Raw genomic sequence first — 21,358 nt, 5'->3', positions numbered from 1 at the left:
CGCCCGCCTCCGCCCCCGCCCGCCTCCGCCCCCGCCCGCCTCCGCCCCCGCCCCCGCCGCCCCGGCCCCGGAACCCGCAAGATCGTCAGACGTTGGTGGTCGTGATGGCGACCAAGAACGTCTGACGATCTTGGGTGTGGGGGTGTGGGGGTGTGGGGGTGTGGGGGTGTGGGGGTGTGGGGGTGCGGGTGACGGGAGACGGTGGCGGGTCAGCGGCGGGGGGCCAGCAGGGTCTTGCGGGCGTAGAGCAGCCGCTCGACCACGTGGTCGCTGGCCGGCCAGGTCGTCGCGGCCACGGTCCCGCGCACCGCGGCGGTCACCTCGCCGGGGTCGAGGTGCGCCGGTCCGCACGCGGGGGTGCGGGCCAGCAGGTGCTGCTGCCGCTCGGTCCGCAGCCGGTCGGCGACCCGCTGGGCCGCGACCACGGCCGGACGACGCCGGACGGCGATGAGCCTCGTGCGCGGCAGCCCGTCGACGGGGCCCGTCGCGGCCTGGACGGCGCCCTGCGCGGCGGCGACCGCGGCGTCCAGGCTCGCCCCGAGCGCGGTGCACAGCTCGCGGGTGCGCTCCCGGTCGGCGCCGCGGGCCCGGGCCTCAGCGAGAGCCCGCCGGGCCTGGCTGACCTCGGCGAGGCGGACGTCGAGCCGTCGCGTCGCGTCGTCGGACGGGTCGGGGCGGCCGGTGGGGTCGGTGCCGCGCGTGGTCGGGCGGTCGGTCGTCGGGACGCGGCGCCTGCGGGCCGCGGGGCGGTGGACGTGCACGGGGTACCTCCTCGTTCGTGGCGTCGCGCCCGGCCGGACGCAGCGCGCGTCCAGCTCGGGCGCCGGTCAGGGACCCGACGGGCACCTGACCGGCGACGGGCGACGACCGGTCAGACGCGGGTGAGCCGGAGCCGCCAGGCCTCCGGGCCGCTCTCCAGGTAGTCGACGCCCAGCCCGTTGCCGGTGCGGGCGGACAGCTGGGCGAGCAGCGGCTTGGGGTCGTGCGGCGCGACGAGCACCATCGCCTTGCCGGCGGGGACGGCGTCGAACGCGCCGAAGACGGTCGCGTGGCGGATGGCGTGCGGGACGGCGCGCACGTCGAGCTCGGGGTCGGTCCCGTCGTCGGTGTGGCCGCACCCGCACGCGCCCGGGGCGGGCGCCGCCGGCACGTCGCCGTGGTCGTGACCGGCGTGCTCGTGGCCGCCGCCCGTGCCGCCGCCGAGCAGCTCGTGCATGCCGTCGAGCAGCTCGGCCAGGGACGTCGCGGGGTCGGCGACGAGGACCGGCAGCACCTGGTCGTTCTCCTTGGCCAGGTGCGTCTCGAACAGCACCAGCAGGGCACGCGCCGCGGCCGCGGCGGTGACGGCGTCCGGGGCCTCGCGGACCTCGTCGACGAGTCCCGTGATCACGACGTGCTCGGCCACCATGGCCTCGACGAGGGCGCGCAGCCCGGCGTCGCGCGCGGCCGCCGGGTACATGCCCTCCTCCTCCGCGCGGGCGTGCGGCACGAGCTCGCCCGTGGCGAAGGCCAGCACCCGGTCCCGCGCGCGGTCGGCGTCCCCGGCCGCCCCCTCCGCGGCGCGGTCGACCAGCTCCTGCGTGAGCAGCCGCAGCCGGCCGGCCATCTCGGCGTGGTGGGTGCGGACGGCGTCGGCGGCTCGGGCGTCCTGGGCGCTCGTGGCGACGACGACGTCCTGGGGGGTGGTGGTCACGGTGGTCCTCCTCGGGTGGCCGGCGGTTCCGGCCGCTCCACCGACGATGACACGGAGACCTCCGTGGAAAAACGGGACCTTGGTCCCGAGTCAGGGAGGTGCCCCCGTCCCTACGCTCGAGCACGTGGACGCCGCACGCACCGTCGCCGTCGAGATCCGCCGGGAGCCGGGCCCGGCGCCGGTCCGCTCCGGCGGCCGCACCGGCGCCCTGTCACCCCAGCGCGCCCGGGTGCTCGAGCACCTCCAGTGCACGGCGGAGCAGGTGACCGTCGCCGGCCTGGCCGCCGACACCGGTCTGCACGAGAACACCGTGCGCGAGCACCTGGACGACCTCGTCGCCCGCGGCCTCGTCGTCCGCGACCGGGTCCCGTCGCGGCGCCGGGGCCGCCCGGCCTGGGGGTACACCGCGGTCGCCGAGCACGGCGAGCCCGACGACCGGGTCCGCGACCACGCGGGACTGGCGACGGCGCTCGCCGGCCACATCGCCCGCACCAGCCCGAACCCCCGCCAGGACGCGCTGACCGCCGGCCGGCAGTGGGGCCGTGACGTCGCCGCCGGTGACGGGCCGGCCCCCGGACCGCACCAGGCCCGGCACCGGGTCGTGGCGCTGATGCGCGACCTCGGCTTCGACCCGCAGACCGACGCGCGCGCCACCACCGTCGCCCTGCGCCGCTGCCCGCTGCTCGACACCGCCCGGGCCCACCCCGACGTGGTCTGCGCGGTGCACCTCGGGCTGGTGCAGGGCGCGCTGGAGGCGTGGGGAGGCGACCCGGCGCGCACGGCGCTGACGGCGTTCGCCGAGCCGGGGGCCTGCCGGCTCCTGCTGCGCACCGACCGGCCCGTCGACGGGACCGGCCGTGGCTGACGCGCGCCGCACCCCCTACCACCGCTACGCGCTGCTCGTGCCCGGCGGCGTCGCGCTGCTCGCCGGCCTGGACGCCGCGCTGGTCCTGCTCGGCCTACCCGCCCCGGTCCGCTCCGCGCGGCTGCCCGAGGTCCACGGCGTCCTGCTCGTGCTGGGCTTCGTGGGCACGCTCATCGCGCTCGAGCGCGCCGTCGCGTGGGGCCGTGCGCGCGGCTACGCCGCCCCAGCGCTGCTCGGGGCCGGGGCGCTCGCCCTCCTGTCCCCGCTGCCGCGGCCCGTCGGCGCGTGGCTCCTCGTCGCGGGCGCGGCGGCCCTGACCCTGCTGTACGTGCCGCTGTGGCGCCGCCAGCCCGCCGCGGCCGTCCTCGTCCAGGTGGCCGGTGCCGTCCTGGGCACGGGCGCGGCCGTCCTGTGGGCCGCCGGCGTCCCGGTGCCGTGGCTGCTGCCGTGGCTCGTCGGCTTCCTCGTCCTGACCATCGCCGGCGAACGGGTCGAGCTGTCCCGGGTCGGGGTGCTCGCGCACGGCGCCGAGGCGCAGGCGGTGGCGACGGCGGCGGCCGTGGTGGTCGCCGTCCCCGTCGGCCTGCTGTGGCCGGCCGCCGGCTACCCGCTGCTCGGCGCGGCGCTGCTCGCGCTGGTGGGATGGCTGCTGCGCCACGACGTCGCCCGCCGCACCGTCCGGGGCGCCGGGCTGCCCAGGTTCACGGCGGTGGCGCTGCTCGCCGGGTACGGGTGGCTGGCCGCGGCGGGCGGCGCGTGGCTGCTGCTGGGGCGGGTCCTCGACGGCGCCGGCTACGACGCGGTGGTGCACTGCGTCTTCCTCGGGTTCGTGCTGTCCATGGTGATGGCGCACGCGCCGATCATCCTGCCCGCGGTGCTGCGCCGGCCGCTGCCGTACCACGCCGCCATGTACGCCCCGCTCGCCCTGCTGCACGGCTCGCTCCTGCTGCGCGTGGTCGTCGGCGACGTCCGCGGCGTCGAGTGGGCGTGGCAGGTCGGCGGCGTGCTGAACATCGCGTCGGTGCTGCTCTTCGTCGCGGTGGCGGTGCTCTCGGCGGTGCAGGGCAGCCGCACCGCGCGCTCGCGGCGCACGCCCGTGCCCGAGAACCCGGTGGGCGTCCCCCGGCGCCCCGCCCCGCCCGTGGAGGTTCGCGCGTGATCCCCGTCGGCCCCCAGGACCGTCCCCGACCCGCATCGGCGACGAACGGCACGGCGAACGGCACCGCGGGCCGGGCGTCGGGACGGGCCGGCTGGCACCTGCGGGCCGGGGCGGTCGTCCTGGCCTGGCTGGTCGCCACGGTCGCCGTCAGCGTCGCCCACCCGTTCGTCCCCGCCCCGCGGTGGCTGATGGTCCACCTGCTCGTGCTCGGCGCCGTCAGCAACGCGGTGCTCGTGTGGAGCTGGCACTTCGCCGCCGCCCTGCTCAAGCTGCCCGAGGAGGTCATCGCCCGCGGCCGGGTCGCGCGCCTGGTGACCCACAACGTCGGGGCGGTGCTCGTCGTCGCCGGGGTCGTCGCCGACGTGTGGCCGCTCGTCGCGGCCGGCGGCGCGGCCGTCGTCGCGGTCGGCGGCTGGCACGCCGTGGCCCTCGTGCGCCGGATGCGGGCCGCGTTGCCCTCCCGGTTCGGGACGACGGTCCGCTACTACGTCGCGGCCGGCACCTGCCTGGCGCTCGGGGCGACGATCGGGGTCGAGCTCGCCCGCGGCGCCGCGGGGGACGCGGGGCACGCCCGGCTGCAGGTCGCGCACACCGCGCTGAACGTCCTGGGCTGGATCGGCCTGACCGTGCTGGGGACGCTCGTCACCCTGTGGCCGACGATGCTGCGGACGAGGATGACCGACGGGTCGGAGCACGTCGCCCGGCGCGGGCTGCTCGGTCTGGTGGCGGCGCTCGCGGTGACGGTGGGCGGGGCGCTCGGTGGCGTGCTGACGGTGGCCGCGGCCGGTGTGGTGGCGTACGCGGCCGCGGCGCTGGTGGTCTGCCGCCCGCACCTGGGCGAGACCCGGCGCCGTCCACCGACGGCCTTCTCGACGCTGACGGTGCTGGCCGCGGTCGCCTGGTGGGTGGGTGTGCTCGGCTGGGTGGCCGTCGGGCTGGCGACCGCGGGGGACTGGGCGGCCGCGGAGGTCGCGGTCGACGCCGCGGTGCCGTACCTGCTGGCCGGTTTCTGCGCCCAGGTCGTGCTCGGGGCGCTGGCCTACCTCGTGCCGGTCGTGCTCGGCGGCGGTCCCGCGGTGGTGCGTGCGACCACCGCGGTCCTGGACCGCGGCGGGGTGCTGCGGGTCGTCGTCACCAACGGCGGGCTGCTGCTGTGCGCGCTGCCCGTGCCGAGCCTGGTGCGGGTGCTGGCGTCGATGGCGGTGCTGGTGTCCATGGCGACGTCGCTGCCGCTGGCGGTGCGGGCTGTCGTCGTGGCCCGCAGGCTGCGGGACGCCGGGCCCGTGCGCGCTGCGGCGGTGGCCCCGCCCGCTCCCCGGCCGGGTGGTGGACGCGGGGACGGCGCGACGGCGTCCGACGGGGTCGCGGCGGCCCGGCGGCTCGGTGCTGCGACCGCGGGCCTCGCGGTGCTGGTGCTCACCGCCGCGGTCGGGGTGGCCGCGGACCCGGCGGCGGCAGGGCTGCCGACGTCCCGGGCGGCGGCGTCGACGTCGGACGTCGTCGCGACCGGTGGGACGACGACCGTGCGGGTCGCCGTCGAGGGCATGCGTTTCGTCCCGGACGTCGTGCGCGTCCCCGCGGGTGACCGGCTCGTCGTCGAGCTCGACAACACCGGCGGGGACCGGCACGACCTGGTGCTGGAGAACGGCGCGCGGACCGAGCGGCTCGCGCCCGGGCAGTCGCAGACCCTGGACGTCGGCGTCGTCGGTGCCGACCTCGACGGGTGGTGCTCGGTCGCCGGTCACCGGCAGATGGGCATGACGCTGACCGTCGAGGTGGTCGGCGCGGCGGCCGGGGCGTCCGGCGACGACGGCACCGGGGGCGAGACGCCGTCCGGCCCCGGCCACCACGGTCACGGGACCCCCGCGGCCGCGGACGACGGGCCGGACGCGGGTGCGCCGTCCGCCGCGGAGGACGTCGACCTGGCCGCGTCGCCCGGCCCCGGCTTCGAGGCGCACGACGCGTCGCTGCCGCCCGCGGCGGACGCGACCGTCCACCGGCTGACCCTGACGGTCCGGGAGGTGGAGCGCGAGGTCGCACCCGGTGTGCGGCAACGGCTCTGGACGTTCGGGGGCACCGCGCCCGGGCCGACGCTGCGCGGACGGGTCGGCGACGTGTTCGAGGTGACCCTCGTCAACGACGGGTCGATCGGGCACTCCATCGACTTCCACGCCGGGGCGCTGGCCCCGGACCGGCCGATGCGCACCATCCAGCCGGGGGAGTCGCTCGTCTACCGGTTCACCGCGACGCGTGCGGGGGCGTGGCTGTACCACTGCTCGACCGCCCCGATGTCGCTGCACATCGCCAACGGGATGTTCGGCGCCGTCGTCATCGACCCGCCGGACCTGCCGGCCGTGGACCGCGAGTACCTGCTCGTGCAGTCCGAGCTGTACCTCGGCCCGCAGGGCGGTGTCGCCGACGCGGACCGGATGCTCACCCAGCGTGCGGACCTCGTGGTGTTCAACGGGTACGCCAACCAGTACCAGCACGACCCGCTCGAGGCCCGCGTCGGGGAGCGGGTGCGGATCTGGGTGGTGGCCGCCGGACCGCAGCGGGGCAGCGCCTTCCACGTCGTCGGCGGGCAGTTCGACACGCTCTGGCAGGAGGGTGCGTACCGCCTGCGTCCGGACGCCACCTCCGGCGGGGCGCAGGTGCTCGACCTGGCTCCCGCGGCCGGCGGTTTCGTCGAGACGGTGCTGCCCGAGGCGGGCCGCTACCCGTTCGTCACCCACGCGATGCTGGACGCCGAGCGCGGGGCCCACGGGGTCATCGCCGTCCGTCCCTGAGCCCCCTGGCGCGTGGCACCGTGGAGGCGGCGTGACCGAGCCGTGACGTCCGGGCCTCTTGACGGCTAATGATTAGGACGCTCTACTAACAAAATGCACCAGCGCCCCAGCCACCGGCCGCTCCGGCCCACCGGCAAGCTCCTGCCGGGTGACGCCCGCCAGCACCACCGGGCCATCGTCCTGCAGGCGCTCTTCGGCGACGGCCCCGCCAGCCGGGCCGACCTCGCCCGCAGCACCGGACTGACCCGGGTGACCGTCTCCGACGTCGTCGGGGAGCTGCTGGCCGAGGGGCTCGTCGAGGAGCTCGGGGCGCGTCCCGGCACCCGGGTCGGCAAGCCGGCCACCCTCGTCGGGTTCGCCGCCGACGCCGCCCGCGTCGTCACCCTCGACCTGTCCGGCGAGGACCGGATGCGCGGCGCCGTGATGGACCTCGACGGCGGCGTCCGCGTCCGGCGGTCCGCCGAGGTCGGCCGGCGCAGCGGCGACGCGGCGGTCTCCCTCGCCGGGCGCCTGGCCCGCGACCTCATCGCGCTGTCCGACCGGCCCGTCCTCGGCGTCGGCGTCGGCACCCCCGGCGTCGTCGACGCCACCGGCACCGTGCGGGAGGCGCCGAACCTCGGCTGGCACGACACGCCCCTGGCGACGCTCCTCGGCGAGCGGCTCGGCGTCCCCGCCCACGTCGCGAACGACGCGAACACCGCGGCCCTCGGTGAGCACACCTACGGCCACGCCGACGGCTCCAGCCTGATGGTGCTGCGCGTCGGCCGCGGCGTCGGGGCCGGCCTCATCCTCGACGGCGCGCTGCTCGGCGGCTCCCGCTCGGCGGCCGGCGAGATCGGGCACGTGGTCGTCGACGAGCAGGGCGAGCGGTGCGGCTGCGGCCGCGTCGGGTGCCTGGAGACCGTGCTCGCCGTCCCCCACCTGCGCGAGCAGCTCGACCGCGTCCCGGACGACGGCGCCGCCGCCGTCCTCGCCGCCGCCGGCCGCCGGCTCGGCACGACGCTCGCCCCCGTCGTCAGCACCCTCGACCTGCGCGAGGTCGTCCTCAACGGGCCCGCCGACCTGCTCGAGGGGCCGTTGCTGGACGCAGCGGCCGACACGATCCGCCGCTGCACGCTCGCGGTGGACGACGACGAGCGGCCCGTCGTCCGCACCTCCGCCCTCGGGGACGACCTCGTCCTCGTCGGCGCCGCCGTCCTCGTCCTCGCCGGTGAGCTCGGCGTCTCCTGACCCCTGCGAACGCCCCAGCACCACCACAGACGCACCGCACCCACGTACAGCACCCACGCACAGCACCCACCGCACCACCAGCACCCACTGCACCACCCGTGCCCGCCGTCCGGCGTCGCACCCCGCACCACGAGAGGAAGTCCCCGTGAGATCAGCCCGTGTGCTCGCCGTCACCGCGGTGGCGGCACTGGCCCTGACCGCGTGCAGCGGGGGTTCGGACGAGCCCGCCTCCGACGCCGGCGAGGCCACCGCCGACCTGCGGCTGTGGATCAACGGCCCCGACACGCCGCAGGAGGCGCGGGACTGGCTGAAGGCCACCTTCGAGGAGCAGAACCCCGGCTCCACCCTCACCATCGAGGAGCAGCAGTGGGAGGGCCTCGTCGAGCGCCTGACCACCGCCCTGAGCAGCGAGTCCGACACCCCCGACGTCGTCGAGGTCGGCAACACCCAGGCCCCGACGTTCACCACGGTCGGCGCGTTCACCGACCTGACCGAGCACCTCGACGACCTCGGCGGTGACGACCTGCTCGAGGGCTTCGTCGAGGGCGCCACGGTCGACGGCAGCACCTACGCCGTCCCGTACTACGCCGGGTCGAAGTACGTCTTCTACCGCAAGGACCTCTTCCAGCAGGCCGGCGTCGCCGTGCCCACGACGCTCGACGAGTTCGTCGACGCGGCCGTCACCCTGAAGCAGTCCTCCACCGACCCGGCGTTCTCCGGCTTCTGGTTCCCCGGCCAGGACTGGCGCAACGGCGCGAGCTTCGTGTGGGCCAGCGGCGGCCAGCTCGCCGTGCAGGAGGACGGCGAGTGGCAGGGCGCCCTGTCGACGCCCGAGTCGCAGGAGGGCCTGCAGGTCGCCCAGCGGCTCTTCCTGGAGGCCAGCGGCGCACCGAAGGACGGCAACGAGACCGACGCGCAGGTGCCGTTCTGCGCCGGGCAGGCCGCGATGGTCTCCGCCCCGGGCTGGCTGCGCGGCGTCCTGGAGGACCCGGAGTCCGGCTGCCCCGAGCTGATGGACCAGGTGGGCGTGTTCGCCCTGCCCGGCCAGGACGGTGAACCGGCGCCGGTGCTCCTCGGCGGCTCGGACATCGCGGTGTCCGCGGCGTCGCCGAACCAGGAGCTCGCGATCGAGCTCGTCGAGCTGATGACGAGCGAGGAGTACCAGACGATGATGGCCGAGGCCGGGCTGACGCCGGCCCGCGAGTCGATGTCGGACCTCCTCGGCGACGACGAGTTCGCCGAGGCGACCATCGCGGCCGCCAGCAACGCGCGGCTGACGCCCCCGGCGGCCGGGTGGGCGAAGGTCGAGGGCGCTCGCATCCTCGAGGACCTGTTCGTCCAGCTGGCGAACGGCGGCGACGTCGCGCAGCTCGCCGAGCAGGCCGACGCCGCCATGGACGACCAGCTCCGCTGACGTCCCCCGCGCAGCGGGTGCCGGGACGACGCGACGCGCGTCCCGGCACCCGCCACCAGCGCCGCCCACCAGCGTGACCCACCAGCGCCACGCACCCGACGGCCGCACGCACGACCACGCACCCGACGCACCGGACAGGAGGACGCCGTGACCACGGTCGACGCACCCGCACGACCCGCACCGCGACCACCGGCCGCCCGGCCCACCCGGCGCCGCCCCGGGCTGCCGCACGCGCTGCTCGTCCCCGCCCTCACCGTCCTGGCGCTCGCCCTGGCGTACCCGCTGGCCCGCCAGGTGCTCCTGTCGTTCCAGGAGTACGGCCTGGCCCAGCAGTTCGGCGCCGACGCTGAGTGGGTCGGCCTGCGCAACTACCGCGACCTCGTCACCGACGGGTACCTGTGGGCCGTCACCGCCCGCTCCATCGCCTTCTGCGTCGTCAACGCCTCGGTGACCATGGTCCTCGGGGTCGGGGTGGCGCTGCTGATGCGGCTGATGTCGGGGCCGGTGCGGCTCGCCGTCCAGGCCGGCCTGCTGCTGGCCTGGGCGATGCCCGTCCTGGCCGCGCTGACGGTGTGGCAGTGGATGTTCGACGCCCAGTACGGCGTCGTGAACTGGCTCCTCGTCCGCGCCGGGCAGGACGGGTTCGCCGGCCACTCGTGGCTGATCGAGCCCCTGTCGTTCTTCCTGGTCGCGACCGTCGTCGTGGTCTGGATGAGCGTGCCGTTCGTCGCGTTCACCGTCTACGCGGCGCTCACCCAGGTGCCCGGCGAGGTCGTCGAGGCCGCCCAGCTGGACGGCGCCGGTCCGATGCAGCGCTTCCGGCACGTGCTCGTGCCCACGATCCGGCCCGTGCTGCTGGTCGTCGGCCTGCTCCAGGTGATCTGGGACCTGAGGGTCTTCACCCAGATCTTCGTCCTCCAGGACGCCGGGGGCATCGCCCGGGACACGAACCTCATGGGCACCTACGTGTACCGGCTGGGCATCGCCGAGGGGCAGTTCGGGATGGCCGCCGCCGTCGCCATGTTCATCCTCGCCATCACCGTCCTGCTCACCGCGGGCTACATCCGCTCCATGCTGAGGCAGGAGGACCTGTGACCTCACCGACGACCGGGCCGACCACGCAGCCGGCCACGCAGCCGACCGCGCAGTCGGATGGGCAGCCGACCACCCAGCCGACCACGCAGCCGGCCGCCGGGACCGCCGGTGCCCCGCCGGCCGTGGCGACGCCGTCCGCCACCAGCGCGGCGACGGCGGCGGGCGGCAGCCCGACCGCCCCGCGGTCCCGGCGCCTGCGCGGTCGGCGCGGACGGCGGCTGCTCGCCGACGCGACCGGCGTCCTGGTCCTGCTCGCCGCGGTGTTCCCCGTCTACTGGATGGTGTCGACGTCCTTCCTGCCCGGTCGGGAGATCCGCTCCGCCGAGCCGACGTGGCACCCCCTCGGCGGTTCGCTGGACAACTACCGCCGGGTCCTGGACGGCGGCGACTTCCTCACCTCGCTGCGCACCAGCCTGCTGGTCACCGGGCTGACCGTCGCCGTCGCGCTGCTGTTCGCCTTCCTCGCCGCGCTCGCGGTGTCGCGGTTCCGGTTCCGCGGCCGCAAGCAGCTCGTCGTCGGCGTCCTGGTGCTGCAGATGATCCCCGCCGAGGGGCTGTTCATCTCCCAGTACAAGATGCTGGACGGGTGGAACCTGCTCAACACCGTCGCCGGACTGACGGTGCTGTACGTGGCCGCCGTCCTGCCCTTCACGATCTGGACGCTGCGCGGGTTCGTCGCCGGCGTCCCGTACGAGCTGGAGGAGGCGGCGATGGTCGACGGCTGCACCCGCACGAGCGCGTTCTTCCGGGTCACGTTCCCGCTGCTGGCGCCCGGCCTCGTCGCGACCGGCGTGTTCGGCTTCATCCAGGCGTGGAACGAGTTCACCCTCGCGCTGGTCGTGATGAACCGGCCCGACTCGGCGACCCTGCCACTCTGGCTGCGCACGTTCACCGACGCCAACCGCGGCACCGACTGGGGCGGGGTGATGGCCGGGTCCACGCTGATCGCGGTGCCCGTCGTCCTGTTCTTCCTGCTGGTGCAGGCGCGGATGACGTCCGGGCTGGTCTCCGGCGCGGTGAAGGGGTGACGGCGGACCGGTGCGCAGGGACCTCGGGGCCGCCGTCGGGCGGGTGGACGGACGTGCGCTCGTGAGCGGGCTGCAGGTGGGCCTGGACATCGGCGGCTCGAAGGTGCTGGGCGTGGCGGTCGACGGCGGCGTCGTGCTGGCGACGGCCCGATCCGCCACCCGACCCGGCGCGGTGGGGGTCGTGGACACCGCCGAGCGGGTCGTGCGCGAGCTGAGCGACCGGGTCGGCGTGCCTGCCGCGTCCGTCGACGTCGGCGTCGGCGTCCCCGGCCTCGTCGACCCCGACCGGGGGCTGGTGCTGCACGCCGTCAACGTCGGGATCGGGCCGGAGGGCCTCGCGCTCGGTGAGGCGCTGCGCGCCCGGCTCGGCGGGCCGCCCGTCGTGGTGGAGAACGACGTCAACGCCGCCGCGTACGGGGCCAGCCGCACCGTCGACCTGCCGGAGGGCCTCGACCCGGTCGGCGTGGACGCCGTCGGCCTCGCCGGGATGGGCCTGGACGGGGTCGGCTCGGACGGCCTGGCGCTCGACGGGTGGGCGCGCGAGCCGAACCCACCGGACGTGGCCTACCTCAGCATCGGCACCGGCCTCGCCGCCGGGCTCGTCCTGGGCGGCCGGCTGCGTCGCGGCGCGTTCGGTGCGGCGGGGGAGATCGGGCACCTGCCCGTCGACCCGCGCGGCGCGGCGTGCCCGTGCGGCCAGCGGGGGTGCCTGGAGACGGTGGCGTCCGGCTCGGCGCTGGCCCGCGCGTGGCCCGTGGACGACGGGACGCCCCCCGCGCAGTCGCTGTTCGCCGCCGCGGCACGCGGCGACGCCCGCGCCGGGGCGGTGGTGACGACGTTCGCCGACGCGGTCGCCGCCGCGGTGCGCGTCCTCACCCTCACGGTCGACGTGCGCTCCGTCGTCCTCGGCGGCGGGGTCGCCGAGATCGGCCCGCCGCTGCTCGACGCCGTCGTGGAGGCCCTGCACCGGCAGGCCGGGGCGACGCCGTTCCTGCTCGCCCTCGACCTGCCCGGGCGCGTCTCACTCGTCCCGCGGGACCGGCCGGTCGCGGCGCTCGGCGCGGCGATGCTGGCGCGGTCCGGCGGGGGCCGGCGGCGCGCCGACGACGTCCCGGGCAGCCTGGTCGACGGCCGGGCGGGGGGTGCCTGATGGAGGTCGTCCCGCTGCGCGACGCCGCCGAGGTCGCCACCACCGCCGCGGACGCCGTCGAGCGGCTCGTGCGCTCGCGCCCCGACGCCGTCCTCGGCCTGGCCACGGGATCGACCCCGGTGCCCACGTACGACGAGCTCGTCGCCCGGCACCGCACCGGCACCGGGCCGTCGTTCGCCGCCGTCACCGTGTTCATGCTCGACGAGTACGTCGGCCTGCCGGCCGGTGACCCGCAGGGCTACCGGGCCACGATCGAGCGCCAGCTCACCGCACCGCTGGGGATCCCCGCGGAGTCGGTGCACGCCCCCGCCGGGCACGCCGACGACCTGCCGGCCGCGTGCGACGCGTACGAGGACGCCATCGCGGCCGCGGGCGGCGTGGACCTGCAGGTCCTCGGCATCGGGGACGACGGCCACCTGGCGTTCAACGAACCCGGTTCGTCGCTGGCGTCGCGGACCCGGCTGAAGACCCTCACTGCGGTGACGAGAGAGGCGAACGCGCGCTTCTTCGGCTCGCCGGAGGACGTCCCGCGGCACGTGCTCACCCAGGGCCTCGGCACGATCCTGCGCGCCCGGCACCTGGTGCTGCTGGCCACGGGTGAGGGCAAGGCGCAGGCCGTCGCGGACGCCGTCGAGGGGCCGCTGAGCGCGTCCTGCCCGGCGTCGGTGCTGCAGCTGCACCCGCACGCGACGGTGCTCGTCGACGCCGACGCCGCGTCCCGGTTGCGCCGGGCGGACTACTACCGCGAGACGTACGAGGGCAAACCGTCCTGGCAGGCGCTGTGAACGGGCAGAGGAGGAACACGGTGGACGACGTCGACCGGCTGGTGCACGCGGTGTCGATGCCGGCGTTCCACGGCGAGGAACCGCCGGCGTGGGTGCTGCGGGCGCTGGACGACGGGCTGGCGGGGGTGTGCCTGTACGGCCACAACCTGCGAGGTCCGGACTCGGTGCCGCGCGCGGCCGGTGCCGTGCGGGACGTCGCCCCCGACGCGCTCGTCGCGCTCGACGAGGAGGGCGGGGACGTCACCCGCCTCGACTACCTCACCGGCTCCCGGTACCCCGGGCCGTGGGCCCTCGGGGTGGTCGACGACCCGGACCTGACGCGCGAGGTGGCGGCGGCCGTCGCCGCGGACCTGCGCGCCGTCGGGGTGAACCTGGACCTCGCGCCGTCCGTCGACGTGGGCAGCGACCCGCGGAACCCCGTGATCGGCGTGCGTTCCTTCGGCCCGGACCCCGAGCGCGTGTCGGTGCACGGCGCCGCGTTCGTCGCCGGGCTCCAGGCGGGCGGGGTCGCGGCGTCCGTCAAGCACTTCCCGGGGCACGGCGACACGGACACCGACTCGCACCTGGCGCTGCCGGTGGTCGAGGCCGACGAGGAGACGTACCGCCGCCGCGACCTCCCCCCGTTCGCGGCGGCGGTGCGCGCGGGGGTGGCGACGGTGATGACGAGCCACGTCGTCGTCCGCGCCCTGGACGACCAGCCCGCCACCCTCAGCCGGCGGCTGCTGACCGGGCTGCTGCGCGAGGAGATGGGCTTCGACGGCGTGGTCATCTCGGACGCCCTCGACATGGCGGGGGTGCGGGCGCAGCACGGCATCGTCGGCGCAGGGGTGCTCGCCCTGGCGGCGGGTGCGGACCTGCTGCTGCTCGGGGCCGAGGACGGCCGCGACCAGCTCGCCGAGCTCGGTGCCGCCGTCCGGTCGGCGCTGGCCGACGGGCGGTTGGGCCGCGACCGGCTGGAGGAGGCCGCGGCGCGGGTCGACCTGCTGCGCAAGCGGCTCGTCGCCGGGGACCTCGGCCCGACCGCCCCCGCTGCGCCGGCGGGCGCGGACGTCGGTCCGCGCGCCGCCCGCCGTGCGCTGCGGTCGTCGTCCCCCGCGCCGGTGGTCGAGGTCGCACGGCGCCCCGTCGTCGCCGAGCTGCGAGGCGAGCAGAACATGGCCGTCGGCCACGCGCCCTGGGGGGCCGCGGACCCGTTGCGCCGCAGGGGTTCCGACGTCCAGCACGTCGCCGTGCACGAGACCGGTCCGGCACCCGAGGAGGTGCTGGCTCTCGCGGCCGACCGGCCGCTGCTGCTCGTCGTCCGGGACGCCTACCGCCGCCCGTGGCAGCGGGACTGGGTGCGCACCGTGGTCGCCGCCCGCCCCGACGCGGTGCTGCTCGGGCTGGGGATGCCCCACGACGTCGACCTGGCCGGTGACGCGTGGCTGCTCACCCACAGCGCCTCGCGCGTCAGCACCGACGTCGCCCTCGACGCGCTGCTGCGCTGACCCCGTCCCGCACAGATCGTCAGACCGAAATGGTGGTGATAGCAACCATTTCCGTCTGACGATCAGTGCGTGCAGGGCGTTCGAATGCGCTGGGGGCGGGGGTGAAACGGCTTACGCTCACTCGGATGAGGGAACGCCGGGAGCGGCAGAAGGTGCTGTGCTACATCGTGCGGGCGAGGCGGCTGTTGGTCTTCACCCACGTCGACGAGCCCTTCGTGGTGACCGGGCTGCAGGTCCCGGCGGGGAGCGTCGAACCTGGCGAGTCGCCGGAGGCGGCGGCCTGCCGCGAGGCCCGTGAGGAGACGGGACTGACACGCTTCCGCGTCGTGCGCACCCTGGGCGAGACGACGTACGACATGGCTCCCTACCGCGACGAGGTGCACCGTCGGCACGTCGTCCACCTCACCGTCGACGGGGAGGTGCCCGAGCGGTGGCTCAGCGCTGAACCGGACCCGGACGACGGCACAGGCTCCCGGCGCTTCGAGTGCTTCTGGATCCCGCTGACGCAGGGGCACGTGCTGTCAGCGGGCCAGGGCGCGCTCCTCGGGCGGCTGTGACGGCTCCTTCACCTACTGATCGTCAGACCGAAATGGTTGGTATCACCACCTTTTCGGTCTGACGATCAGTAGGTGCGGGGGCGGTGGTAGGCGCAGCGGTGCGGCCGCGAGCGGGTGACGACTGAGGGGCGATCAGACCGCAGCGGACGACGAGGCGTGCGCCCGGTAGCGGGCGACGACCTTGCGGATGCCGTAGGCGACGACGCCGGGGGCGATGCGCTGGGCGAGGGACAGCACCTTCGCCTCGGCGGGGACGGCGATGACGGCGCGGTTGCGGCGGATCCCGACCATCAGCGCGTCGGCGACGTCGCCGACGTCGATCGCCCTGTCCTGCAGGCGTTGCAGCAGCCCGGTGGTGGTGGACGAGACGCCGGTGGGCCGCAGACCGTCGTTGATCCGGTCGAGCAGCGGGGTGGCGACGAACCCGGGGCACAGCGCGGACACCTTGACGCCGTGACCGGCGGCCTCCTCCCGCAGGGCGCGGCTGAGGCCGACGACCGCCCACTTCGTCGTCGTGTACGGCGTCATCATGGGCGCGGGGATGAGCCCGGCGAGGGACGCGGTGTTGACGATGTGGCCGCTGCGCTGGCGGAGCATCACCGGGTAGACGGCCTCGATGCCGTGGACGACGCCGTGCAGGTTGACCGCCAGGGTGCGGTCCCAGTGCTCCGGGGTCAGCTCCTCGGCGAGGCCGCCGGTGCCGATGCCCGCGTTGTTGAGGAACAGGTCGATCCGCCCGTGCTCGGCGACGACGGCCTCCACGACGGCGTGGAACGCCTGCCGGTCGGTGACGTCGAGCGTCACCGCCTGCGCGCTCCCCGGTCCCAGCGCGGTGAGCCGCGCGACGGTCGCGTCCGCGGTCGCCCGGTCGACGTCGGCGAGGACGACGGTGTCGCCGCGGCGTACGAGCCGGTCGGCGGCCTCGGCGCCGATCCCGGACGCCCCTCCGGTGACGAGTGCGATCACGCGTGCTCCTTCTGCGGTGTCGGGTCGACGGTCCGGACGGGCGCCCGACCGCCGGGGCCGGTCCTCGGGTCGAGCGTGCCACCCAGCTCGAGGTCCCGTTCGGCGGGGCGCCGCATCCGGCGCCAGTACGTCAGCACGGACGCCGGCCACAGGGTCCGGTTGCGGCCGAAACGGTCGAGGTACCAGGACCGGCAGCCGCCGGTCACCCAGATCGTGTCCTCGCTGCGCCGGTCGACCTCGGCGACGAACGCGTCCTGCGCGTCGCGGCGGACGGCGATCCGCGTCGCCCCGCGGGAGTCGCGCAGCCGCAGGGCACGGGCGACGTAGCCGACCTGCCGCTCGATCATGAACACCATCGAGCTGTGCCCGAGGCCGGAGTTCGGCCCGACGAGGGTGAACAGGTTGGGGAACCCGGCGACGGCGACACCGAGGTAGCCGGCCATGCCCTGCGACCACTCCTCGGCCAGGGTGCGCCCGCCGGGCCCGGTCACGGTGAGGTCCTGGTACGGCTCGGTGACGGCGAACCCGGTGCCGAGGACCACCGCGTCGACGGGGTGCCGCGTCCCGGAGGCGTCGACCACGGCGTCCGCCTCGACCCGGGTGACGGGCTCGGTGACGAGCGCGACGTCGGGCCGGGTGAAGGTCGCCCAGTAGTCGTTGGACAGCAGGATCCGCTTGCAGCCGATCCGGTACCGGGGGCGCAGCCGCTCGGCGAGCGCGGGGTCCGGGACCTGCCGGTGCAGGTGCCGCAGCGCGACCCGCTCCACGACGCGCATCGCGCCGGGGTGGGCGGTGAACGCGAGCACCCGGGACTCCAGCCGCGTGAACACCCCGGCGCGGACGACCTTCTGCAGCAGGGGGAACCGCGCGTACAGGCGCTTCTCGGTGTCGGACCACCGCCGGTCCACCTTGGGCAGGATCCACGCGGGCGTGCGCTGGAAGACGGTGACGTGCTCGGTGCGGGGCGCGATCTCGGGCAGGATCTGGACGGCGCTGGCGCCGGTGCCGACGAGGGCGACCCGCTGCCCGGTGAGCCCGTCGTCGCCGTCCGGCCAGTGCGCGGAGTGGAAGACGGGGCCGGTGAAGTCGGCCAGGCCCGGCAGGTCCGGGACGGCGGGCACGCTCAGCGCGCCCGTCGCGAGGACCAGGGTGCGCGTGGTCATCCGGTGCCCTGCCGCGGTGCGCAGGGCCCACCGGTCCTCGCCGTCGAGCCACCGCGCCTCGACGAGGTGGTGCCCGTACCGGACGAGCCGGTCGACGCCGGTCTCCCGGGCGACGTCGCGCAGGTAGTCCCAGATCTGCTGCTGGCGGGCGAACGCGGTGTCCCAGTCGGGTTTCGGGGCGAACGAGTACGAGTACAGCGCGGACGGGACGTCGCACGCGCAGCCTGGGTAGCGGTTGTCGCGCCAGGTGCCGCCGAGGTCGTCGGCCTTCTCCAGGACGACGACGTCGCGGACGCCGTCCAGCAGCAGGCGGCGGGCCATCGCGATGCCGGCGAAGCCGCTGCCGACGACGACCGCCTCGTGGTGCTCGTTGACCGCCTCGGTGGCCTCGCTCACGTGGTGGCACCGCCCTCGTCGTCCCGGTCGTCGCCGCCGCCGACCCGGTCGGCGAGCAGGTCGGTGAGCAGGTCGGCGAACAGGGCCGCGACCTCCGCGGGTCGCTCCACCTGCACCATGTGCCCGGCGTCCGGCAGCTCGACGAACCGGACATCGGGGATCGACGTCCGCAGCACCTCGCCGTGGGGCGCCGGCACGAGCCGGTCGCGGGCGCCGGTGACGACGACGGTCGGCACGTCCGCGAGCCGCGGCAGCACCGCGCGCTCGTCGTGGTGGGCGAGCGCGTGCAGGTAGTACCCGGCGAGGGTGCTCAGGCTGGTGCGGGCGACGAGGCCGTGGACGGCGGCGACACCGGCGGGGTCGGCGTCCCGCCCGAACAGCAGCCGCTCGCTGCCGCGCACCCCGAGGGCCACCCGCGGGGAGAGCGCGGCGAGCCGGGAGGGCAGGTGCCGTGACGTCAGGGCGGCGGGCAGTCTCGGGGTGCGGGCCATGAAACGCAGGCCGGCGTGGACGAGGGCCCGCCGGGTCGGCTCGGGCAGGCGCCGGGAGAGCACGGGCAGGCCCAGCCCCTCGGTGCAGGCGGTCGTGGCGGCCAGCAGCACGCCGTCGAGCCGGTCGAACAGGGCGGGGTGCCGGTCGAGCGCCGACATCACGGTCATCCCGCCCATCGAGTGCCCGCCGAGGACGAGGCGCCCGGTCGGGGCGAGCCGGCTCACGACGAGCGCGAGGTCGTCGCCGAGCCGGGGCACGGACGGCGGCGGGGCGCCGCGGTGCGGGCGCCCGGACCGGCCGTGGGCGCGCTGGTCCCAGGTGACGACGCGGACGCCGGGCAGCGCGGCGAGGCGGTCGGCGACGTCGTCCCAGCTCGACCCGGCGAGGCACCACCCGTGCGCGAGGACGACGGTGGTGTGCGGCGTCCGGGACCCGCGGACGGCGGCGGCGAGCCAGACGCCGTCGTCCGTGCGCAGGCGCACGGGGTGGACGGGTGCCCGGTCGGCCGGCGGGGCGGTGGTCGGACCCGTCGGCGGCGACGCGCTGCGGCTCGCGGTGGCGGGGCGCAGGTCGGACGTGGCGCTCACGGGTCTCCTCACGATCGCCGGCCAGGACGACCGGGAAGTTACCACCGGTAAGTTGACGTCGGTAGAGTTGGCAGGTGCCGTCCACCGTCCAGCCGTCGACGCCGCCCCCGGTCGCGGGCGCGCCGCGCCGTCGCGTGCCGCGGGCCGAGCGCGAGGAGCAGATCCTTCGCGTCGCGGAGGAGGTCTTCGCCGAGCGGGGCGTCCACGCTGCGTCGATGGACGAGATCGCCGCCCGGGTCGGCGTCACCAAGCCCGTCCTGTACGGGTACTTCGGCTCCAAGGACGGCCTGCTCGTCGCGTGCGTGGTCCGCTGCCGCCAGCAGCTGCGCGCGATGACGCTCGCGGCCGGCGAGCGGGCGAGTGGCCCGCACGAGGCCCTGCGGCTGCGGGTCCGGGCGTTCTTCGACTTCGTCGACGAGCACGCCCGCGCGTGGGCGGTGATGCGGACCGAGGCGGTCCTGGCGACCGGTTCGGCGGCCGAGGCCGTGGAGGACATCCGGCACCAGCAGTCCCGCCACCTCGCGGAGGTGCTGGCCACCGCCCCCGGCCTCACCGACCTGCCGGCCACCACCCTCGAGGCGTACGCGGACCTGCTCGTCGGGGCCTGCGAGCGCCTGGCGCTGAGGGCCGGGCCCGGCGGGGACCTCGACGCGCAGACCGCGACCGACCTGGTGATGGACGTCGTGTGGTCCGGTCTGGAGCGGCTCTCGCGCGGCTGACCGGGTGAGCGAGCTCGGCGCTTCTGTTGACGTCGAGGGTGGAGGCTGGTGGCGAGAGGCGCTTCTGTTCGACGAAAGCCTCTCGGCGGAGACACCGCAGTTCTAGCGTGAGAAACGCACGCAGAGTGAAAGCGGGGTGATCCTGATGAGCAACCGGATGATCAGGTCCTGGGTCGGGCGCACGCTCGCTGCGGCGGTGGCCGTCGCCCTGGGGGCGGGGACCGCAGGGGGGACGACGCCCTCTGCGGCTGAGGCGACCAGCGTCGCCTCGGGTTGCGACGACCCGTACGCGGGCGCCTTCGGAGAGACCACGTTCAGGTCGCTGCCGGCCCCCGGCCGAACCGTGCAACCGGGTGACCGCATCGTCTACTGGATGACGGTCGAGGTGTGCCAGCCGTTGTCCGGTGCGTCGCTGACCATGCTGGTCCAGGACATCGTCGAGGTCGTCTCCATCAAGCCCGTCGGGCAGCACTACCCCGACTACGGCACTGGGGAACCCGGAGACCCGTTGGAGCCGTTCGGCCTGGTGAACATCGACTGGAGCAGGCCCCAGGCCGAACGCACCGGGTTTCGAGGCAACCTCACCATCCGCATCCGACTGGTGCACCGACATATTCGAACCACGTGAATGCCTCTGAAGGAGCAGCGCGTGCTTCAGAGGTCCACGGGCCGGAACCAGTCATCGACGCGCATGGCCCAGGGCGCTGCTCGGTGTCTATCGGCTGGTTAGGTGTGTGCGGCGGCGGTGCTGGCCGGGTTGACGTGCACGACAGCTCGGTCCAGATGGGTCACGGTCTGGGTCAGGGCGTGGTCTACCTGGTGGGCGATGTGGTGGCCGGCCTCGACGGACAGCGATGCCTCGACGCTGATGTCCAGATCCGCCTCGAGGCGGTGACCACTCCACCGTGCCCGGGCACGGTCGACGGACACTACGCCCTCGACGTGGGCGGCCGTTTCTTCGATGCGGTCTAGGGTGCCCTGGTCGATGCCGTCCATCAGACGATGGACCACGGTGCGCATGGAGCTGATAAGGACTGCGACGATGACCGCTGCGATCACCAGCCCTACGACCGCGTCCAGCTGCGGCAGGCCCATCCACGCTCCGGCGACGCCGATCACGACCGCCAGTGAGGTCAGCGCGTCGGTCCGCGCGTGCTGGCCCTCGGCGACCAATGCCGCTGACCCGATGCGTCGGCCGGCTCGGATTCGGTAGACCGCGACCGCCTCGTTGCCTGCGGCGCCGACCACCGCGGCTGTGAGCACCCACCCGAGGTGGGTCAGCGGCTGCGGTTCGGTCAGCGCGTTGACCGACTCCCAGATGATCAGCGCAGCGGACAACGCGATGACCAGGCCGATTCCGAGGCCGACCAGGTCCTCCGCCCGCCGGTAGCCGTAGTTGTACCGGCGGGTCGGAGTCCGGCGACCGATGCGGAATGCGATGATCAACGGGATGGTCGTGGCCAGGTGCCCCAGGTTGTGCACCGTGTCGGCCAGCAACGCGATCGACCCGCTCACCGCCACGATCACGAGCTGCAGAGCCGCGGTCACGCCCATGCCGGCCAGGCTGAACCAGGCCGCCCGGATGCCCAGGCTGCTGGCTTCGTCCGCGGTCTGAATCGTCTGGCTGTGGTCGTGGCTGTGCGGCGTCAGGGCATGACGCACCCGCGCCAGCACGCCGCGCCCGTGGTCGTCCGCGTGCTCATGGTCGTGGGGCTCATGCGTAGCGCCCGGCGACGTCTCCGTCCGGTGGCGATCTTCCATGGTTGGGAGCCTACTTGCGTAATTA

At 75.5% G+C, this 21,358-nt stretch carries 19 protein-coding genes; 13 read left to right on the top strand and 6 right to left on the bottom strand.

Annotation, left to right across the window (positions count from 1 at the left end):
- Positions 1-209 precede the first annotated feature (209 nt).
- Together ACYVQV_RS06280 and ACYVQV_RS06275 are read right to left on the bottom strand one after the other, a co-directional pair.
- The gene (locus ACYVQV_RS06280) at positions 210-761 is read right to left on the bottom strand and encodes a hypothetical protein (protein ID WP_461022415.1); all 552 of its coding nucleotides are present in this window, start codon (positions 759-761) and stop codon (positions 210-212) included.
- A gap of 110 nt (positions 762-871) precedes the next feature.
- Positions 872-1,693 carry a DUF2249 domain-containing protein gene (locus ACYVQV_RS06275; RefSeq protein ID WP_461022414.1) on the bottom strand — a complete coding sequence of 274 codons (822 nt, stop codon included), beginning with the start codon at positions 1,691-1,693 and terminating at the stop codon, positions 872-874.
- Between the two features lie 124 nt (positions 1,694-1,817).
- Between ACYVQV_RS06275 and ACYVQV_RS06270 the strand changes: the two genes are divergently transcribed.
- From ACYVQV_RS06270 to ACYVQV_RS06220, 11 genes are all read left to right on the top strand, one after another.
- Entirely contained in the window at positions 1,818-2,558 is a 741-nt protein-coding gene (locus tag ACYVQV_RS06270) for a helix-turn-helix transcriptional regulator (protein WP_461022413.1), read from the top strand.
- Positions 2,551-3,717 carry a hypothetical protein gene (locus tag ACYVQV_RS06265; RefSeq protein WP_461022412.1) on the top strand — a complete coding sequence of 389 codons (1,167 nt, stop codon included), beginning with the start codon at positions 2,551-2,553 and terminating at the stop codon, positions 3,715-3,717. The genes ACYVQV_RS06270 and ACYVQV_RS06265 overlap by 8 nt, the downstream gene beginning before the upstream one ends.
- Positions 3,718-3,815: 98 nt before the next feature.
- Complete coding sequence (locus tag ACYVQV_RS06260; RefSeq protein WP_461022518.1) at positions 3,816-6,503, top strand: multicopper oxidase domain-containing protein; 2,688 nt, start codon at positions 3,816-3,818, stop codon at positions 6,501-6,503.
- A gap of 93 nt (positions 6,504-6,596) precedes the next feature.
- A complete protein-coding gene (locus tag ACYVQV_RS06255; protein WP_461022411.1) occupies positions 6,597-7,733 on the top strand; it encodes an ROK family transcriptional regulator in 1,137 nt (378 codons plus the stop codon).
- Between the two features lie 145 nt (positions 7,734-7,878).
- Entirely contained in the window at positions 7,879-9,147 is a 1,269-nt protein-coding gene (locus tag ACYVQV_RS06250) for an extracellular solute-binding protein (protein ID WP_461022410.1), read from the top strand.
- 147 nt (positions 9,148-9,294) lie between these two features.
- Complete coding sequence (locus ACYVQV_RS06245) at positions 9,295-10,242, top strand: carbohydrate ABC transporter permease (protein WP_461022409.1); 948 nt, start codon at positions 9,295-9,297, stop codon at positions 10,240-10,242.
- A 122-nt stretch (positions 10,243-10,364) separates the two neighbouring features.
- Positions 10,365-11,270 (top strand): carbohydrate ABC transporter permease, encoded by a 906-nt coding sequence (locus tag ACYVQV_RS06240; protein WP_461022517.1) that lies wholly within the window; start codon positions 10,365-10,367, stop codon positions 11,268-11,270.
- A gap of 61 nt (positions 11,271-11,331) precedes the next feature.
- A complete protein-coding gene (locus ACYVQV_RS06235; RefSeq protein WP_461022408.1) occupies positions 11,332-12,420 on the top strand; it encodes an ROK family protein in 1,089 nt (362 codons plus the stop codon).
- Positions 12,420-13,205: a glucosamine-6-phosphate deaminase gene (gene nagB, locus ACYVQV_RS06230; protein ID WP_461022407.1), complete on the top strand. Its 786-nt coding sequence runs from the start codon at positions 12,420-12,422 to the stop codon at positions 13,203-13,205. Before ACYVQV_RS06235 ends, nagB begins: the two co-directional genes overlap by 1 nt.
- A 20-nt stretch (positions 13,206-13,225) precedes the next feature.
- Positions 13,226-14,692 carry a glycoside hydrolase family 3 protein gene (locus ACYVQV_RS06225; RefSeq protein WP_461022406.1) on the top strand — a complete coding sequence of 489 codons (1,467 nt, stop codon included), beginning with the start codon at positions 13,226-13,228 and terminating at the stop codon, positions 14,690-14,692.
- Positions 14,693-14,817: 125 nt separating this feature from the next.
- Positions 14,818-15,249 (top strand): NUDIX hydrolase, encoded by a 432-nt coding sequence (locus ACYVQV_RS06220; RefSeq protein ID WP_461022405.1) that lies wholly within the window; start codon positions 14,818-14,820, stop codon positions 15,247-15,249.
- A gap of 132 nt (positions 15,250-15,381) precedes the next feature.
- Here ACYVQV_RS06220 and ACYVQV_RS06215 read toward each other — a convergent pair whose 3' ends face one another.
- Genes ACYVQV_RS06215 through ACYVQV_RS06205 form a run of 3 tightly spaced genes read right to left on the bottom strand, consistent with a single transcriptional unit; the run spans position 15,382 to position 18,853 of the window.
- Positions 15,382-16,215: an SDR family NAD(P)-dependent oxidoreductase gene (locus ACYVQV_RS06215; protein ID WP_461022404.1), complete on the bottom strand. Its 834-nt coding sequence runs from the start codon at positions 16,213-16,215 to the stop codon at positions 15,382-15,384.
- On the bottom strand, positions 16,212-17,774 hold the full coding sequence (locus tag ACYVQV_RS06210) for a flavin-containing monooxygenase (protein ID WP_461022403.1): 1,563 nt from the start codon (positions 17,772-17,774) through the stop codon (positions 16,212-16,214). The genes ACYVQV_RS06215 and ACYVQV_RS06210 overlap by 4 nt, the downstream gene beginning before the upstream one ends.
- The gene (locus tag ACYVQV_RS06205; RefSeq protein WP_461022402.1) at positions 17,771-18,853 is read right to left on the bottom strand and encodes an alpha/beta fold hydrolase; all 1,083 of its coding nucleotides are present in this window, start codon (positions 18,851-18,853) and stop codon (positions 17,771-17,773) included. Before ACYVQV_RS06205 ends, ACYVQV_RS06210 begins: the two co-directional genes overlap by 4 nt.
- Positions 18,854-18,927: 74 nt before the next feature.
- Between ACYVQV_RS06205 and ACYVQV_RS06200 the strand changes: the two genes are divergently transcribed.
- Together ACYVQV_RS06200 and ACYVQV_RS06195 are read left to right on the top strand one after the other, a co-directional pair.
- On the top strand, positions 18,928-19,572 hold the full coding sequence (locus tag ACYVQV_RS06200; protein ID WP_461022401.1) for a TetR/AcrR family transcriptional regulator: 645 nt from the start codon (positions 18,928-18,930) through the stop codon (positions 19,570-19,572).
- A gap of 157 nt (positions 19,573-19,729) precedes the next feature.
- Complete coding sequence (locus ACYVQV_RS06195; RefSeq protein ID WP_461022400.1) at positions 19,730-20,200, top strand: hypothetical protein; 471 nt, start codon at positions 19,730-19,732, stop codon at positions 20,198-20,200.
- Between the two features lie 98 nt (positions 20,201-20,298).
- Here the strand turns inward: ACYVQV_RS06195 and ACYVQV_RS06190 are convergent, their stop codons facing one another.
- Positions 20,299-21,333, bottom strand: coding sequence for a cation diffusion facilitator family transporter (locus ACYVQV_RS06190; RefSeq protein WP_461022399.1), 1,035 nt, complete (start codon positions 21,331-21,333; stop codon positions 20,299-20,301).
- Positions 21,334-21,358 lie beyond the last annotated feature (25 nt).

It is taken from the genome of Thalassiella azotivora, assembly GCF_054781695.1.
Note: the sequence above shows the minus strand (reverse complement) of the source record. Positions and strands in the feature narration are given on the sequence as shown.